Source organism: Ornithinibacillus californiensis (assembly GCF_001038485.1).
Lineage (GTDB): Bacteria > Bacillota > Bacilli > Bacillales > Amphibacillaceae > Ornithinibacillus > Ornithinibacillus californiensis.
Genome location: NZ_LDUE01000050.1, coordinates 22,121 through 38,360 on the forward strand (window position 1 = coordinate 22,121; position 16,240 = coordinate 38,360).

General features: G+C 37.0%; 17 protein-coding genes and 2 tRNA genes. 2 read left to right on the plus strand and 17 right to left on the minus strand.

Features of this window, described 5'->3' with window-relative positions:
* Positions 1–34 precede the first annotated feature (34 nt).
* From tig to TE34_RS11780, 10 genes are all read right to left on the minus strand, one after another.
* Positions 35–1,324: a trigger factor gene (tig, locus tag TE34_RS11735; RefSeq protein WP_047985011.1), complete on the minus strand. Its 1,290-nt coding sequence runs from the start codon at positions 1,322–1,324 to the stop codon at positions 35–37.
* Positions 1,325–1,479: 155 nt separating this feature from the next.
* A complete protein-coding gene (locus TE34_RS11740; RefSeq protein WP_047985012.1) occupies positions 1,480–2,463 on the minus strand; it encodes a tetratricopeptide repeat protein in 984 nt (327 codons plus the stop codon).
* Between the two features lie 140 nt (positions 2,464–2,603).
* Positions 2,604–2,677: transfer RNA gene (locus TE34_RS11745), tRNA-Arg, on the minus strand.
* A gap of 7 nt (positions 2,678–2,684) precedes the next feature.
* A tRNA-Gly gene (locus TE34_RS11750) sits at positions 2,685–2,758 on the minus strand.
* Positions 2,759–3,079: 321 nt separating this feature from the next.
* Positions 3,080–3,592 (minus strand): metallophosphoesterase, encoded by a 513-nt coding sequence (locus TE34_RS11755; protein ID WP_047985013.1) that lies wholly within the window; start codon positions 3,590–3,592, stop codon positions 3,080–3,082.
* Positions 3,593–3,605: 13 nt separating this feature from the next.
* Positions 3,606–4,202, minus strand: coding sequence for an XTP/dITP diphosphatase (locus tag TE34_RS11760; protein ID WP_047985014.1), 597 nt, complete (start codon positions 4,200–4,202; stop codon positions 3,606–3,608).
* A gap of 11 nt (positions 4,203–4,213) precedes the next feature.
* A complete protein-coding gene (gene rph / locus TE34_RS11765; protein ID WP_047985015.1) occupies positions 4,214–4,963 on the minus strand; it encodes a ribonuclease PH in 750 nt (249 codons plus the stop codon).
* A 190-nt stretch (positions 4,964–5,153) separates the two neighbouring features.
* Positions 5,154–6,224, minus strand: coding sequence for a GerMN domain-containing protein (locus tag TE34_RS11770; RefSeq protein WP_047985016.1), 1,071 nt, complete (start codon positions 6,222–6,224; stop codon positions 5,154–5,156).
* 143 nt (positions 6,225–6,367) lie between these two features.
* Positions 6,368–7,180, minus strand: a complete 813-nt coding sequence (racE, locus tag TE34_RS11775; RefSeq protein ID WP_047985017.1) for a glutamate racemase — start codon at positions 7,178–7,180, stop codon at positions 6,368–6,370.
* A 23-nt stretch (positions 7,181–7,203) separates the two neighbouring features.
* Complete coding sequence (locus tag TE34_RS11780; RefSeq protein WP_047985018.1) at positions 7,204–7,656, minus strand: MarR family winged helix-turn-helix transcriptional regulator; 453 nt, start codon at positions 7,654–7,656, stop codon at positions 7,204–7,206.
* A gap of 230 nt (positions 7,657–7,886) precedes the next feature.
* Between TE34_RS11780 and TE34_RS11785 the strand changes: the two genes are divergently transcribed.
* Positions 7,887–8,111, plus strand: coding sequence for a helix-turn-helix domain-containing protein (locus tag TE34_RS11785; RefSeq protein ID WP_010099041.1), 225 nt, complete (start codon positions 7,887–7,889; stop codon positions 8,109–8,111).
* 44 nt (positions 8,112–8,155) lie between these two features.
* Here TE34_RS11785 and TE34_RS11790 read toward each other — a convergent pair whose 3' ends face one another.
* From TE34_RS11790 to TE34_RS11805, 4 genes are all read right to left on the minus strand, one after another.
* Positions 8,156–8,605 carry an acyl-CoA thioesterase gene (locus TE34_RS11790; RefSeq protein WP_047985019.1) on the minus strand — a complete coding sequence of 150 codons (450 nt, stop codon included), beginning with the start codon at positions 8,603–8,605 and terminating at the stop codon, positions 8,156–8,158.
* Between the two features lie 75 nt (positions 8,606–8,680).
* Complete coding sequence (gene sdhB, locus TE34_RS11795) at positions 8,681–9,445, minus strand: succinate dehydrogenase iron-sulfur subunit (RefSeq protein ID WP_047985020.1); 765 nt, start codon at positions 9,443–9,445, stop codon at positions 8,681–8,683.
* 34 nt (positions 9,446–9,479) lie between these two features.
* Entirely contained in the window at positions 9,480–11,231 is a 1,752-nt protein-coding gene (gene sdhA / locus TE34_RS11800; protein ID WP_047985021.1) for a succinate dehydrogenase flavoprotein subunit, read from the minus strand.
* Positions 11,232–11,259: 28 nt separating this feature from the next.
* Positions 11,260–11,877 carry a succinate dehydrogenase cytochrome b558 subunit gene (locus TE34_RS11805; RefSeq protein ID WP_047985022.1) on the minus strand — a complete coding sequence of 206 codons (618 nt, stop codon included), beginning with the start codon at positions 11,875–11,877 and terminating at the stop codon, positions 11,260–11,262.
* A 278-nt stretch (positions 11,878–12,155) separates the two neighbouring features.
* On the opposite strand from TE34_RS11805, the gene TE34_RS11810 reads away from it, so the two are divergent.
* Positions 12,156–12,593 carry a YslB family protein gene (locus tag TE34_RS11810; protein WP_047985023.1) on the plus strand — a complete coding sequence of 146 codons (438 nt, stop codon included), beginning with the start codon at positions 12,156–12,158 and terminating at the stop codon, positions 12,591–12,593.
* Between the two features lie 98 nt (positions 12,594–12,691).
* Here the strand turns inward: TE34_RS11810 and uvrC are convergent, their stop codons facing one another.
* From uvrC to TE34_RS11825, 3 genes are all read right to left on the minus strand, one after another.
* Positions 12,692–14,491 carry an excinuclease ABC subunit UvrC gene (gene uvrC, locus TE34_RS11815; protein WP_047985149.1) on the minus strand — a complete coding sequence of 600 codons (1,800 nt, stop codon included), beginning with the start codon at positions 14,489–14,491 and terminating at the stop codon, positions 12,692–12,694.
* Positions 14,492–14,578: 87 nt separating this feature from the next.
* Positions 14,579–14,893, minus strand: a complete 315-nt coding sequence (gene trxA, locus TE34_RS11820) for a thioredoxin (RefSeq protein WP_047985024.1) — start codon at positions 14,891–14,893, stop codon at positions 14,579–14,581.
* 355 nt (positions 14,894–15,248) lie between these two features.
* Positions 15,249–16,223, minus strand: coding sequence for an electron transfer flavoprotein subunit alpha/FixB family protein (locus TE34_RS11825; protein WP_047985025.1), 975 nt, complete (start codon positions 16,221–16,223; stop codon positions 15,249–15,251).
* Positions 16,224–16,240: the final 17 nt, after the last annotated feature.

A 16,240-nucleotide genomic window follows, 5' to 3' on the forward strand; every position in this document is an offset into this window, starting at 1 on the left:
GTTTTTTGTTGTGTTTTAATAGTCAATTATTATATTATGCAACTGTTTTACTATTATCCACTAAGAAGTCAATTGCTTTACGGAATAATAGGTCTTCTTTTATTGCTTCCGTGTTTCCACCAAGCATTTGAGTTAGTTGCTCTGTATCTACTCCATACATAGAAGCCATATTTTCTAATTCAGCTTTAACATCTTCATCGGTAACTTCAAGATTTTCTGCTTTAACGATAGCTTCTAGTGTTAAGTTAGTCTTTACACGTTTACCAGCATCTTCACGCATTTGTTCTTTTAATGCATTCTCATCTTGACCAGAGAATTGGTAATAAAGATCTAATGTCATACCTTGCATTTGTAAACGTTGTTCAAATTCACGCATCATACGGTCAAGCTCTGATTGAACCATTACTTCTGGAACTTCCACTTCTGCGTTATCAGATGCTTTGTTGATTAGTTCTTCACGCTTAGCGTTTTCTGCGCTTTGTTTTTTCTCAGATTCTAGTTCTTCACGCTTTTTAGTTTTAAGCGCTTCAAGTGTTTCTACTTCATCATCAACATCTTTAGCAAACTCATCGTCTAGCTCAGGAAGTTCTTTCGATTTGATTTCATGAACCGTTACTTTGAAGGTAGCTTCTTTACCAGCTAAATCTTCTGCATGATAATCTTCAGGGAAAGTTACTTTGATTTCAGTTTCTACCCCTGCTTCTTTTCCAACTAATTGCTCTTCGAATCCTGGGATAAATTGACCTGATCCAATTTCAAGGGAATGATTTTCACCTTTTCCACCTTCAAATGCTTCTTCACCTAAGAATCCTTCAAAGTCCATAACAACCGTATCACCATTTTCAACAGTGCCTTGTTCTTTGACAACTAGTTCAGCATGACGTTCTCTTAGTTGTTGTAATTCAGCATCAACATCTTCATCTGTAACAGTGGCATCTAATTCTTCAACTTCAAGACCTTTATATTCACCAAGCTTAACTTCAGGTTTTACTGTTACGTCTGCAGTAAATATTAGAGTTTGGCCTCTTTCAATTTGTTCAATATCAATACTTGGTTGATCGATTGGTTCAATACCTGATTCTTCTACAGCTTTTGTATATGCTTCAGGTAATACGATATCCACAGCATCTTGGAATAGAGCTTCTACACCAAAGCGTTTTTCAAAGATTGGACGTGGCATTTTACCTTTACGGAATCCTGGAACCTGAACTGTTTTTACAACTTTTTTGAAGGCTTTATCTAAAGCACCTTCGAATTCCTCAGCCGAAACTTCGAAAGTTAAGACTCCTTCATTACCTTCTTTTTTTTCCCATTTTACTGACATGTATTTTCCCTCCAAAAATCTATTATTTCCATTAACTACTTAATTTCATTAATTAGATTCGTTTAAGTATTTTTTAAAAAACACTTCCTAAAATTACAACCATCTTATTATACCATAATTAATAAGCCTTTCAAGACATAAGCAAAAGATTTGAACTAATCCTCAATGATAGATAAATATAATTGTTCTCCATTTAATATATCTTTTAAGTAGACTAAAACTTTTTCCTTATCTGTGTTTGGTTCTACTTCCTGTTGATTCATAATTTGATATCCAATAATTATTAAGCTTTCGGCAATAATAGCCGCATCCTCATTAGGAGGAGCAATCGGGTATTGCACGTATAGATATCGATAGAGCAGTTGTTCTAAGAATTGATATAATGTTGGGTTATCTTGTTCAATATCGTGTAAATACTGAACAGTCTTCTCATATGTACTATGTAAAGAAATAGTAGGTATATCCGTTGGTATTACCTGTAATTGTTTCCCAAATTTATGTATGTTAATCGAATTGGTAAAATTCTGTTCTTGCAGCCAGAGAAAGATCGCTGTTTTAATTACAGGGTGAATTTCTTCTTTTACTAATAGTTTAATGACTCTTATTTCTGGTTCGATATGCATGGAGCGTAATTTCACTATGGAGCGCCACTGTTTTTCATGATTAGCGGTAGAGACAGCCTCTATTAAATCATCAACATAAACAGAAGACTTCTGCTCCACTAATTCGGACTCCATCTTTTCGCTCATATCATATAATTGCATGAATTGTTCACGTAGCATCGATGGTAAATCCTTTGTATCAAGCTCCTCCTTAATGCGTTCCATTAGAATATCGTATTTATTAGTCTGGAAGAGAATGGTTAAATAAATATGTACATAGTGAAAATAGTGTTCATCATCCCTGTTACGTATGATTTCTTCACACATATCTTCTGCTTCTTTATAACGACCTAATTCCATTAAACACATGAGCTTTCCAATAATTATTTCATGATCATTCACATGATAGTGAAGTAGCTCATTTAATTTATCCAGTGCTTCCTCATAACGTTTTTGCTGTAACGCTTGAAAGCTTTCTTCCTTTAGAATGGTCTCCCACTTAGGAAATAGAATAACATTTTCCTCTTCATGCTGCATAGCTTCCCTCCTCTTACCATTTATTTTAAACGAATATAATCAGAAGAATACATAACTGAAGTACACTCGTAATAGTTGGACTACTTAATGTTTCCTATGTATGAAAAAAGAAACCTATGAAATAGGTTTCTTTAATCTAGCGTCCCAGGAGAGATTCGAACTCCCGACCCACAGCTTAGAAGGCTGTTGCTCTATCCTGCTGAGCTACTGGGACATATGTATGGAGCGGGTGATGGGAATCGAACCCACGACATCAGCTTGGAAGGCTGGAGTTTTACCATTAAACTACACCCGCGTTGGATAAAAAGATTTAATATTTAATTTTGTTGACCGCGCCACCTTTCGTCCATTATGCCCCTGCATCTACTAGCATATTCGAAGAGGTTTATTCTTCGGGGCAACTCGTAGCGGAGTCGGTAGATGTGTTGCTCGTTACTACACCCGCTGGTTACTGGCCATGGTGAATATATGTTCCATTACGGATTTGCGCCTGTTTTGGGTCACAAAAGATATTATAGGTAGTTTGGTTGTAAAAGTCAATACCTAAACCCAAATTATAAATTTACAAAATAAATAAATGGGTAGGGTGATCCTATGTAGATGCACCCTCCCACCCTTACATAAAGGAAGTCGTAAAAGATAATTCTTCTACCAAATCTCCCTGTGTAGTACGAAGATTCACAGTAATTTTATCTGTTGTTTCCCATTCTAAGACAGCGTAAGTTTTTTCGGCTCTCATTCGTGGAAGTCGAATACTACCAGGATTCAAAAAAAGTCTATCCCCAACTTTTTCAGCTCCGGCAACATGAGAATGACCAAAACAAACAATATCCGCCTTCTCTTCTTCAGCTCGATAGGATAAATTCATTAAATTCATTTTTACATTATGTAAATGCCCGTGTACAACAAAGAACGTCAAACCATCGATATCTTTCTTCAATTCATTTGGAAAACGTCCGTTAAAATCACAATTACCTGCTACAGTAAAAACACCATTTAATTCTTCTGCTTGTTCGCTAAGTTCTGAGTCCCCGCAATGAAAAATAACGTTTGCACTTTCCCGTTCTTTTATAATATCTATTTCCTCGGTTAATCCGTGACTATCACTCATAATGACAACTTTAGTCATGATATCCTCTCCACTAGCGTTGATTTTGAATCCAATCCTCTAATTGAATCATTGCATTTTTGCGATGACTTATTTTATTTTTCTCTTCAGGACCTAGCTCTGCCATCGTTTGATTATATCCTTTAGGAATAAAAATTGGGTCATAGCCAAAACCGTGGCTTCCCTTTTCTACATATGCAATCGTTCCTTCACAAAATCCCTTTTTAAATATCGTTTGTTCTCCAGGAATTGTTACAGCTAGCACGCATACAAATCGAGCAGACCGGTCCTCTTTTGGAACATCTTCAAGTTCATCTAAAACCTTTTCTAAATTCTTCTTATCATCCTTCGGTTCACCAGCATATCGTGCTGAAAAAATTCCTGGTCGTCCATCTAAAGCATCTACCACAAGCCCCGAATCATCTGCTATTACAGGTATATTCAAAATCTCTGCAATTCCTTCTGATTTTAAGGCAGCATTTTCTTCAAAAGTAGATCCTGTCTCTTCTATATCAGGGAGCTCTTCGGATAAATCCAATAACGAAACAGCTTTTATATTATAACGCGCGAATAACGTCTTAAATTCTTTTGCTTTTCCTTCATTCTTAGTTGCAATTATTATCTCTTTCATTGAATTACTCCTTACTTTGCAGTTTCGCCAATACGAGTAGCCAGTTCACCTATTGCTTCCTTTTGCATCTCAAAAATTTCCTTCAATCCTTCATTGGCAAGACTCAATAATGTTTGTAATTGATCCATGGAAAAAGTCGCTTCTTCACCTGTTCCTTGAATTTCTACAAATTCACCTGAACCAGTCATGACAATGTTCATATCCACATTTGCCATCGAATCTTCCTCATAATTTAAGTCTAAAATTTCTGTACCATCAGGTAAAACACCAACTGAAGTTGCTGCGAGGAAGTCAGTTACCGGTAACTTTTTTAAGGTATTTTTTTCTAAAAGCTTTCCAAAAGCAAGTACCATCGCTACAAATGCACCCGTTATAGAGGCTGTTCTAGTACCACCATCCGCTTGAATGACATCACAATCTATCCATACTGTTCGTTCGCCAATATTATCTAAATCAACTACAGATCGAAGTGCTCGTCCGATTAGTCGTTGAATTTCCATTGTTCTTCCGCTTACCTTCCCTTTCGAGGACTCACGGATATTACGATCCTGCGTAGCACGTGGTAACATCGCATATTCTGCTGTTATCCACCCTTTCCCCTGTCCACGCATAAAAGGAGGGACTCTATCTTCAATAGTAGCATTACAAATAACTTTTGTATCACCTACTTGGATGAATACAGAGCCTTCTGGGTGCTTAATAAAATCTGTTGTGATTGTTATAGGTCGTAGGCTGTTTATATGTCGTTGATCTGTTCTCATAAAAATTCCTCCTTATCTCACTTTAGCTTATCATATTTTACTGGAAAGATTCACCTTATTACAATCTCAATTCATTTTTCATTTATAGCTTTGAAACGATTCAATTTCTTATCCCCTACACTATCTTAACGAGCGAAAAGAGGAGTAGTAATAACTACCCCTCTTCAATAATATTTTATCAAACGTACTATTATAGTTTTTTCGACGGTACAAATGTTTCTCTTGTTACCGGTTCTGAATATACTTCTCCACTTTCATTAGCAATTTGTTCTACATTCTCTACTTTAATATTAACTGCTTCAATCGCCTCTTGCTCAGTTAAAGTTCGAACCAAGGTTTCCATCACATCGTCAGCAATAACGCCATTTTCCATATCTTTTAATACACCTTGACTAAATACTATTTCTAATACACCACTAGTTAATTTTGGATCATCTAGTAACATGGTTTCCCCATTAAAGACATGCATTAGATTAGTATCATAGGAAGGTCCATCGATTAGTGCTTGAACAATTGCCTCATGAACATTACCGTCTTCTACTTCTACATATTGAGTGACAGGCACGAAGTATTGGTTATCATCATGTTCAGTTGGGAAGTACATTGTCACTGCTTTGCTGTTGATAAGGTCAACCGTATCTGACTCAACGATGTTGATCCCGTTTGCTCTTGTATATCCATTAGCAATTGGGGTTCCATCTACTGGCATAGCTTTCAAATCTTCTCCATTAACACGAAGTTTCACTCGCTCTACATTATCAAACTGTGTTAGCGTAAAAGTCATCGCTTCTAGAATTCTCATTTCATCCGTAGCAGCATACTCCGCAAACTCTGCCGATAAATCCACTGTAATTGTACCATCTTCAATACTTAGTCCAAGAACTTCAGTTCCAGCAGGTAATACTGCCTGGAAACCATTTGGTAATAAAGAAGTTACCGGACCGTCTTTTACAAGATACTCCAATACTTGTGAGGCTACTTCTTTTGATTCTGGAACAGGTAATTCAAGTACTTGAGGTGCTACCAATCCGTTTGAATCAAGTAAGAACAGTTGACGTTCTACTGTTTGAATTGCTTCACCTGTTTCATCCGTTTCCTCTGTGTTACCTTCATCGGATAACTCACTCTCTTGACCATCAACTGCTTCAGCATTTGGCGGTGGGTCCATATCTGGTAGAGATTGCTCTCCTTGGAAACATCCAGTTAATAGCAGCAACGTGCAGATAGCTGTAATTAGCATTAAAAAATTACTTTTTCTCATGTCATTCCCTCCTACGATGGTTTGTACTAATATATATACGAGCCCCTAAACGAAATTAGACCTTATGTGGACAAATTTTTTAAAGTAAAAGGGTCTGACCCCTTAATAAGTGGTCAGACCCTTTCAGCTTTAAAACTTACATATTAGATAATTACTTTTTCGATTGAAACAGACTTAAGATTATCAATGGAACTATTAAATATACGCTTCGTTAATGAGGTAAATATCTCCACATCACCTGTAGTATAGAATTGATGATGACATGGTTCATTCTGTTCATTAAACATTTGGTTAATTTCTAGAATCGTACTTGTTTCTCTCGCAGTTTCTTCACTTGACGAGATAAGTGTGACTTGTGGTCCTACGACTTGTTGAACAACGTCCTTTAACAATGGATAATGGGTACATCCTAGAATAAGCGTATCCATTTCAATAAATTGTTTCAAAGGAAGTAAGGCATCTTCCACAGTAACTTCTGCCTCTTTACCAGAGAGCACTCCTCGTTCGACCATAGGTACAAATGTTGGGCAGGCAACGGAAGTAATATGGAGATTTGGTTTAATTGTATTTAAAGCAATGCCATATGCATTACTGTGTATCGTTCCCACAGTACCGATTATACCAACATGGTTATTCAGCGTTGATTTAATTGCTGCTCTTGCTCCTGGCTGTATTACCCCAACAACTGGAATAGAAAGTTTTTCTTGTAACTCTTCTAATGTATAAGCAGTAGCAGTGTTACATGCAATGACCAACATTTTTATATCTTTCGTCAGCAAGAACTCCACCATTTCCCAAGTAAATTCCCGTATCTCTTCTGGTGTTCGAGGACCGTACGGACATCTTATTGTGTCACCAAGATAGATAAGCCTTTCCTTCGGTAACTGCCTCATTAATTCATGTACAACTGTTAAACCACCGACTCCAGAGTCGATGACACCGATAGGTTTATTCAAGAAAATCCGCCTCTTCTAAGATGTTATTTTTCATTCACAGACTTCATTTGTAGATGTAATAAATTTAATAGTTCAATTAAAGTTCCTGTTTGTTCTTTGGTAAAGTTTTCCAATACCTCATTAAGGTATTCCTGACGTTTTAAAATAACGTCTTCAATGATACGATGGCCTTTTTCAAGAACGTGAATACGAACAACCCTGCGATCATTTAGGTCACGAACTCTTTCTACCAAGTCATTTTTCTCCATTCTATCCACTAGATCCGTTGTCGTGCTGAATGCTAAACCATTCTTAGCAGATAATTCACCAATAGTTAAATCTCCTTCTTCCTTTAACCATTGTAACGCAATAAATTGTGGGTTTGTAATGGGATAGTTATTTAAAATTTTACGCCCATTTTGTTTAATTGCTCCAGATATATGTCGAAGTGTTTTTTCTAATTTTGCAATTTGATCGGTAGAAATATTGTTTTCCAAGACTTTACCCCCTGAAATTCCATTCATATAGTCATATTTTATCATAAAAGCTCGAAAAACTTGTGATTTATTTTTAAATCTGATTTTATAAGAGAAATATTTAGGTATATTATTATATTTTTTTCATTGATGAATTGTGCGCACCGTTTAGCTTTCAACACATAAACTATTAGTGACTAAATAATTACCCTCAAGAACGCAGCTCTATGACAGCAAGGAGGGGTTAACATTTGAAGGACAACGAGTACAAACCGAAGCAATTATTAACTAAACGTGAAAAAGAAGTATTTGAGCTCTTAGTTCAGGACAAAACAACTAAGGAAATTGCCCAAGAATTGTTCATATCTGAAAAAACTGTCCGTAACCATATTTCAAATGCTATGCAAAAATTAGGAGTCAAGGGGCGTTCACAGGCAGTTGTAGAGCTCATCCGTATGGGTGAATTAAAGCTCTAAAAAAAACCGACTTTCCTACGAGAAAGTCGGTTTTAATTGTTTTATTAATCAATTGTGCTCATTAGTTTACCTTTTATATCATCTGATAACGGAAGTGGTTTACCTGATGTTGCATTAATATATACAATTCTACCTCTTCCCGTTATGCATACTTCTCCGTCTTGATTTAATCCCATATAGTGAATATCAAATGATGTATTTCCAACGTGAGTCGCTTTTACATAGACTTGTAGACTATCCTGGAAGTATACTTGCCTTAAATAATCACATTGTAGATCAGCAACTATCGGAATTCCTTCTGAACTGGAGCCATCATCAAACAATCCCACCGATTTTAGGTATTCAATACGTGCTTCCTCAAAATAAATAAATGGACTCACATTATTTACATGGCCAAACATGTCGGTCTCTGAAAAACGAATACGAATCGGAATGGAAAACGAAAATTCCTTCTTCCATATATCAAAATCTTCAATATAATTAATCTTTCGCAAAGCTCTTCCCCCCTTTTCGTGGTGTAAAAAAGACCCTTACCTAATTCTGTGGCAAGGGTCTTGTTGTTCGTTTAATTAGTGTGCGTTATCGCTACCAAAGAAATTCTTAAATGATTGCACAGTAGCCGCACGGTTCATCGCAGCAATTGAAGTTGTTAATGGAATTCCTTTCGGGCAAACTTGAACACAGTTCTGTGCGTTACCGCAACCAACTAATCCGCCCTCTTCCATTAAACCTTCTAACCTCTCACTAGCATTCATCTCACCAGTCGGATGTGAGTTGAATAAACGAGCTTGAGAGATTGCAGCTGGTCCAATGAAATTCGATTTATCGTTGACATTTGGACAAGCTTCTAAACATACTCCACAAGTCATACATTTCGATAATTCATAAGCCCATTGGCGTTTTTTCTCAGGCATACGAGGTCCAGGACCTAAATCATAAGTACCATCGATAGGAATCCAAGCTTTTACTTGTTTTAATGCATCAAACATACGCTCACGATCGATAACTAGATCTCGAACTACTGGGAATGTTGACATTGGCTCTAATCGAATTGGTTGCTCTAGTTCATCAACTAATGCAGCACAAGATTGTCTAGGAACACCATTAATTACCATGGAGCATGCTCCACAAACCTCTTCCAAACAGTTCATATCCCATGCTACTGGTGTTGTTTTTTCCCCTTTAGCAGTAACGGGATTTTTACGAATTTCCATTAACCCAGAAATAATGTTCATATTTTTACGATAAGGAACATTAAATGTTTCTTCATATGGAGCAGAATCCGGGCTATCTTGACGCGTAATTATAAAAGTAATAGTCTTTTGTTCAGCCATTTTCACTTACTCCCTTCCCTGTTTTACTCTCGTCTTAATGCTTTGTTGTGTAGTCACGTTTACGTGGCGGAATTAATGATACGTCTACTTCTTCATAAGAGAATACTGGAGCATTTTCTTTCGCATCAAATTCTGCAATTGTTGTTTTTAACCATTCCTCATCATTTCTTTCTGGGAATTCTGGTTTATAATGTGCCCCGCGACTTTCATTACGGTTATAAGCACCAATTGTAATAACACGTGCCAAGTGAAGCATGTTTTTAAGCTGACGAGTAAACATTACCCCTTGGTTATTCCAGCGAGAAGTATCGTTAATATTGATCTTATCCCAACGTTCAAGCAACTCTTGAATTTTTTCGTCTGTTTTTAGTAGTTTCGCATTTTCACGAACTACCGTAACATTATCTGTCATCCATTCACCAAGTTCTTGGTGAATTTGGTAAGCATTTTCTTCACCGCTCATATTCATTAGTGCGTCAAACTTCTCTTCCTCTTCTTTCACACGGTTCTCGAATAGACTTGGGTCGATATCTTCTACATGTTTCTCTAGACCTTCTGTATATTCAATTGCTTTAGGTCCAGCTACCATCCCACCATAGATAGCAGATAGTAATGAGTTTGCACCTAAACGGTTTCCACCGTGTTGAGAATAATCACATTCTCCAGCTGCAAAAACACCAGGAATGCTAGTCATTTGATTATAATCCACCCATAGTCCACCCATTGAATAGTGAACAGCAGGGAATATTTTCATAGGAACTTTACGTGGATCTTCACCTACGAATTTTTCATAGATTTCAATGATACCACCAAGTTTCACATCTAGTTCTTTTGGATCTTTATGAGAAAGATCTAGATAGACCATGTTTTCACCATTAATACCTAGTTTCTGGTTTACACAGACATCAAAGATTTCACGTGTAGCAATATCCCTAGGCACTAAGTTTCCATAAGCAGGATATTTTTCCTCTAGGAAGTACCATGGTTCACCATCTTTATATGTCCAAACACGACCGCCCTCACCACGAGCAGATTCACTCATCAGGCGAAGCTTGTCATCACCAGGAATTGCTGTTGGGTGAATTTGAATGAATTCCCCGTTCGCGTATTTTGCTCCTTGTTGATACAAAATACTAGCAGCAGATCCTGTATTAATCATGGAGTTAGTTGATTTACCAAAGATAATTCCTGGTCCACCTGTAGCCATAATAGTTGCATCTGAAGGGAATGACTTAATTTCATGCGTCTTCATATCTTGTGCAACGATACCACGACCAACGCCTTCTTCATCAAGAACAGCGCCTAGGAATTCCCATCCTTCATACTTTGTAACTAATCCTTCTACTTCATATCTACGAACCTGTTCATCTAGTGCATATAATAATTGCTGACCTGTTGTTGCCCCAGCAAAAGCAGTACGGTGATGTTGCGTACCACCAAAGCGACGGAAATCTAGAAGACCTTCTGGTGTACGGTTGAACATAACACCCATACGATCTAGCATATTAATAATTCCCGGTGCTGCTTCACACATTGCTTTTACAGGTGGTTGGTTAGCTAAAAAGTCTCCCCCATAAACTGTATCATCAAAGTGAATAGATGGAGAATCCCCTTCCCCTTTTGTATTAACCGCACCGTTAATACCACCTTGGGCACATACAGAGTGAGAACGTTTTACTGGAACGATAGAAAATAAGTCAACGCTTACACCAGCTTCAGCAGCTTTTATGGTTGCCATTAGACCAGCTAGGCCTCCGCCAACTACAGCGATTTTTCGGTTACTCATAATGAAACCTCACTCCTTCTCTCTTCACTTACACGCCATAAGCAAAAGTAATTAATGTTCTAATACCGATATAGCTAACTACTAAGAATACTAGTAAGGTAGCGTATGTAACAATTTTTTGTGATCTTGGTGATTGAGCAAACCCCCAAGAAACCAAGAAGCCCCATAAACCATTAGAGAAATGGAATACAGCAGAAAGAACTCCAATAACATAAAACCAGAACATTACTGGATTAGTTAAAATTCCTTCCATTAGACTATAATCTAGACTTGCACCTAATGCTACTTGTACACGAGTTTCAAAAACGTGCCATGCAATAAATACTAACGTAATGATTCCTGTAATACGTTGCAAGTAAAATAACCAGTTGCGGAAAAATCCATATCTTCTAACATTGTTTTTAGCAACAAAAACAATATAAACCCCTAAGATTGCATGGAATAAAATTGGTAAATAAATAACAAAAATTTCAAGTGCTAGTACAAATGGAAGATTGTGCATAAAACTTGCCGCTTTATTAAAGCTTTCTTCCCCATATACAGCAAAGTGATTAACTACTAAGTGGTTAATCAAAAATAAACCGATAGGAACTACACCTAATAACGAGTGTAATCTCCTGTAGAAATACTCCCTATGTTCCGCCATGTGATACCCCCCTTAGTTCTTCTGATGATTTAAATTTAATTGTCTGACATTTTAGACAAAAAAAGTGACTATTGTTTGTCTAAAATGTAGAATTTGCAACAAGTTTATTGTACGACTAACTCCATTTAGCGTCAAGAAAAGGTAACCCATTTTTTAAAAGTCGTTAAATCGCTTTCATGTTTTTGGTTAGTCTTGCGTAAAAATAAGAATGCATGGATAATAGCAATATACTTATAATGTTACTATGTGACTTTTACATAATAGGAAGGATTCTAAAAATGCAAAAAAAACAAGAGACGCTTCCAATTGAATTACTAGAACAGATTCAGTCAACTGGGGCGGGATATGACTTATTACGCTATATTAGTTTACCAGACTTATTTGGTTCCGAATCAGAGGCATTATTATACTTTATGGGCAGAAGCCTAGCGAGAAAATTTAATATACAATCCATGGGAGACATCATTTTCTTTTTTGAGAAAATTGGATGGGGTCGTTTAGAGCTATTTAAAGAAAAAGGGAATAAATTAGAATTTCATTTACTATCTGATGCAGTTGTACAACGTCTGGCTATGCCTGTGGATACAGAATTCCGTTTAGAGGCAGGATTTCTCGCTGAGGCTATTTCTATCCTTAAGCGCGTGGAATGTGAATGTGTTGAAGAAGTCCGACCAAAAATTCATCAGGTTGAGTTTACTGTAGTGTTTGTAGAATAATAAAACGAGTTTGCGCCCGGAACAGCTAAGCTTCTCTTAAATTTATACTTTCTCTAATAAAAAGAGGATGCAAAGACTCTCTCCCAAATCTTTATGGGTTAGTCGTATGCTTCCTCTTCATTTTTCTCTTCGTTTAAGTGTGTAAGAACGATCTCTGCTATATTTAGTGGAATACCTAGCTTGGTTATGGCATCTAAAGATGCATTTCGTATTTCATTTACTGATTTAAAGTGTGTTAATAATAATTTTCGCCTTTTTTCCCCTACGCCTGGAATTTTATCCAATTCGGACTGAAATAAATTCTTCCCACGTAGCTGTCTATGGAAGGTAATGGCAAATCGATGCACTTCATCCTGAATTCTCTGGATTAAATAAAATTCCTGTGATTGTCTTGAAAGAGGAACAACACTAGGAGGATAACCATAAAGTAATTCACTCGTACGGTGCTTATCATCCTTTGCAAGTCCACAAAGTGGAATATTTAAACCTAGTTCATCCTCTAATACCTCTAGTGCAGCGCTCATTTGGCCTTTCCCACCATCTACTATAATTAAATCCGGGAGTGGTAAAGACTCCTTCAGTACACGAGTATATCTCCTTCTGATTACCTCTCTCATTGTTTCATAATCATCAGGTCCTTGAACATCCTTAATTTTATATTTACGGTAATCCTTCTTACTTGGTTTTCCATCGACAAAAACAACCATCGCAGAAACTGGATCAACTCCTTGAATGTTGGAGTTATCAAAAGCTTCGATGCGGTGTGGTATCTCAATATTTAATGCTTCACCAAGTTTTTCAACAGCAAGTATTGTTCTTTCTTCATCCCTCTCAATAATGGAGAACTTATCGGATAATGAGGCTTTCGCATTTTCCATTGCCAATTCAACTAATTCTTTCTTTCTACCACGGAATGGTGTATGCACGTCAACTTCTAGTAGTTCTTGAAGAAGTTCGGTTTCCATACCGATAGGCACACAGATTTGCTTCGGCTTTGGATGGTTTTCATGCAAATAGAATCTTCCAATAAAAGTAGTAAATGTTTCTTCTGGTTCATCGAAAAATGGAAATACCGATACATCTCGTTCGATTAGCTTTCCCTGACGGATGAAAAACACCTGAATACACATCCAGCCTTTGTCATAACTGAAACCAAAAACATCTCTGTCCACCCTATCGTTGAGTGTCATTTTCTGTTGTTCCATCACTACTTCAATATGCTGAATCTGATCACGTAATTCTTTAGCTCTTTCAAAATTCAACTGTTCACTAGCATCCTGCATCTTTTTCGTTAAATTTTGTTTTATATCTTTAAAACCACCTTGTAGGAACGAAGTGATATTTTGGATAATTTCTTTATAAAAAGCTTCTGATGGTGGCTTGTCACTGCATGCGTAGCACTGATCCAAATGGTAATATAAACACGGTCTGCCTGAAGGGTTATTACATTTCCGAAGTGGATAAAGTCGATCTAATAACTTTTTTGTTTCCCTTGCAGCAATAACATTTGGATAAGGACCAAAGTATTTCCCTTTATCTTTTTTCACTTTACGTGTGATAACCAATCTAGGATGTCTTTCTGAAGTGATTTTCAAGTATGGATATGATTTGTCATCCTTCAGCATAATATTATATTTCGGGTCATATTTTTTTATAAGGTTCATCTCTAGAATTAGGGCTTCTTTCTCAGAGGAAGTGATAATATACTCAAAATCAACTATCTCTTGAACCAATCGTTGCGTCTTGTGGTCGTGTGCTCCTGTGAAATAAGAGCGGACTCTGTTTTTCAATAATTTAGATTTACCTACATAAATCACTGTTTCATGTTTATCCTTCATTAAGTAACAGCCTGGCTTTGCAGGTAAAACAGCAAGCTTTTCCTGAATGGTTTGGTTCATCATCGTCATTCCTTACTATGAGACGTTAGAAAATAATCCCCTGTTACATAGTGCAACAAGGGATTATTTTGAATTATAGCTATCAAATTAAGCGTGCTTATTAATTAATTCAACAAGTGCTTCTTTTGGTTGGAAACCTATAACTTGGTCTACCACATTACCATCTTTAAATAGTAATAATGTAGGTATACTCATGACACCAAATTTACTTGCTGTTTCTTGGTTTTCATCAACATCAAGCTTAACGATTTGTACTTTTTCTGACATATCTCCATCTATTTCTTCTAGAACTGGAGCAATCATTTTACATGGTCCACACCAAGGTGCCCAGAAGTCAGCTAAAACCAAACCTTTTGCAGTTTCGTCTGCAAAATTTTGATCAGATACGTTTTTAATTGCCACTCAAATTCCTCCTTTTTCTTACATCTTTCAAAAAGAGTATACCATTAATGGATAATCCTTACTAACAGTTTGCTTATTCTATTGCTTATTATCCAAAAATCTTACTAACAAAACCGCAGCCAGTAAACACTACGCTTTCCGCGGGCGGCTGGTGAGCCAGGCAACAACTTGAGTAAACTTCATTGCTGCCTTGCACCGAGGAAGCGTGCTTCGTAGCAATACTAGCAGACGCAGGTGCATCTGTGGGGTCTCACCGATGCCTTTCCTCCCGCAGGAGTCTTCGTGTATACTGGCTGCTCAGAGTAGATACCTAAACTAACTCTCTAATAATTAAGCAAAAAATATTACATATACTTTAAGCTTTTAATTTTTTGATTTCTTCTGTTAGGATTGGTACGATTTCGAAAAGGTCTCCTACGATGCCGTAGTCGGCTACGTTAAAAATGTTTGCTTCTGGGTCTTTGTTAATTGCTACGATTACTTTTGAATTGGACATTCCGGCTAAGTGTTGGATAGCTCCTGAAATACCTACTGCAATGTATAGATCAGGTGTTACAACTTTACCTGTTTGACCAATCTGTAAAGAGTAATCACAGTAGTCTGCGTCACAAGCTCCACGAGAAGCTCCAACTGCACCACCTAATACCTCTGCTAATTCATATAAAGGCTTGAATCCGTCAGCACTTTTAACCCCACGACCACCAGCTATGACTACCTTTGCTTCAGATAAATCAACACCATCCGTAGCTTTACGTAATACTTCTTTTATTACCGTTCTTAGGTCAGAGATTTCAACTATTTTTTCTTGCACATCACCAGTCCGCGTTTCATCACGTTCTAATGATGGAATATTATTTGGACGAATAGTTGCAAATACAAGGCCTTCTGCAACAACTTTCTTTTCAAAAGCTTTACCAGAGTAAATCGGTCTAGTAAATACAACTTCGTCTCCATCAACATCTATATCAACAGCATCAGAAATTAAACCTGATTCTAACTTACTTGCAATTTTAGGAGTTAAATCCTTTCCAATAGCAGTGTGCCCCATTACGATTCCATAAGGATTTTCACCCTCAATTACCGCTAAAACTGCTTGACCGTAACCTTCTGAAGTATAGGAGGCTAATTTGTCATCTTTCACCGTTACGACGCGGTCTGCTCCATAGTAAACCATTTCTTGGCCTTGAGATTCTAAATTTTCGTTGCCACAAAGAACACCAACTACTTCTGCGTCTGATTTTATTTTTTTCGCTGCAGCGATTGCTTCGAAAGTAACATTACGTAGAACACCATCTCTAGATTCACCGATAACTAGTATTTTTTCACTCATTATAATTTCTCCTTTCT

Bases quoted from the DNA above. Each gene is read 5' to 3' on its own strand.
- tig (WP_047985011.1), bottom strand. From the start codon at position 1,324: ATGTCAGTAAAATGGGAAAAAAAAGAAGGTAATGAAGGAGTCTTAACT.
- TE34_RS11740 (WP_047985012.1), bottom strand. From the start codon at position 2,463: ATGCAGCATGAAGAGGAAAATGTTATTCTATTTCCTAAGTGGGAGACC.
- TE34_RS11755 (WP_047985013.1), bottom strand. From the start codon at position 3,592: ATGACTAAAGTTGTCATTATGAGTGATAGTCACGGATTAACCGAGGAA.
- TE34_RS11760 (WP_047985014.1), bottom strand. From the start codon at position 4,202: ATGAAAGAGATAATAATTGCAACTAAGAATGAAGGAAAAGCAAAAGAA.
- rph (WP_047985015.1), bottom strand. From the start codon at position 4,963: ATGAGAACAGATCAACGACATATAAACAGCCTACGACCTATAACAATC.
- TE34_RS11770 (WP_047985016.1), bottom strand. From the start codon at position 6,224: ATGAGAAAAAGTAATTTTTTAATGCTAATTACAGCTATCTGCACGTTG.
- sdhB (WP_047985020.1), bottom strand. From the start codon at position 9,445: ATGGCTGAACAAAAGACTATTACTTTTATAATTACGCGTCAAGATAGC.
- sdhA (WP_047985021.1), bottom strand. From the start codon at position 11,231: ATGAGTAACCGAAAAATCGCTGTAGTTGGCGGAGGCCTAGCTGGTCTA.
- TE34_RS11805 (WP_047985022.1), bottom strand. From the start codon at position 11,877: ATGGCGGAACATAGGGAGTATTTCTACAGGAGATTACACTCGTTATTA.
- TE34_RS11810 (WP_047985023.1), top strand. From the start codon at position 12,156: ATGCAAAAAAAACAAGAGACGCTTCCAATTGAATTACTAGAACAGATT.
- uvrC (WP_047985149.1), bottom strand. From the start codon at position 14,491: ATGAACCAAACCATTCAGGAAAAGCTTGCTGTTTTACCTGCAAAGCCA.
- TE34_RS11825 (WP_047985025.1), bottom strand. From the start codon at position 16,223: ATGAGTGAAAAAATACTAGTTATCGGTGAATCTAGAGATGGTGTTCTA.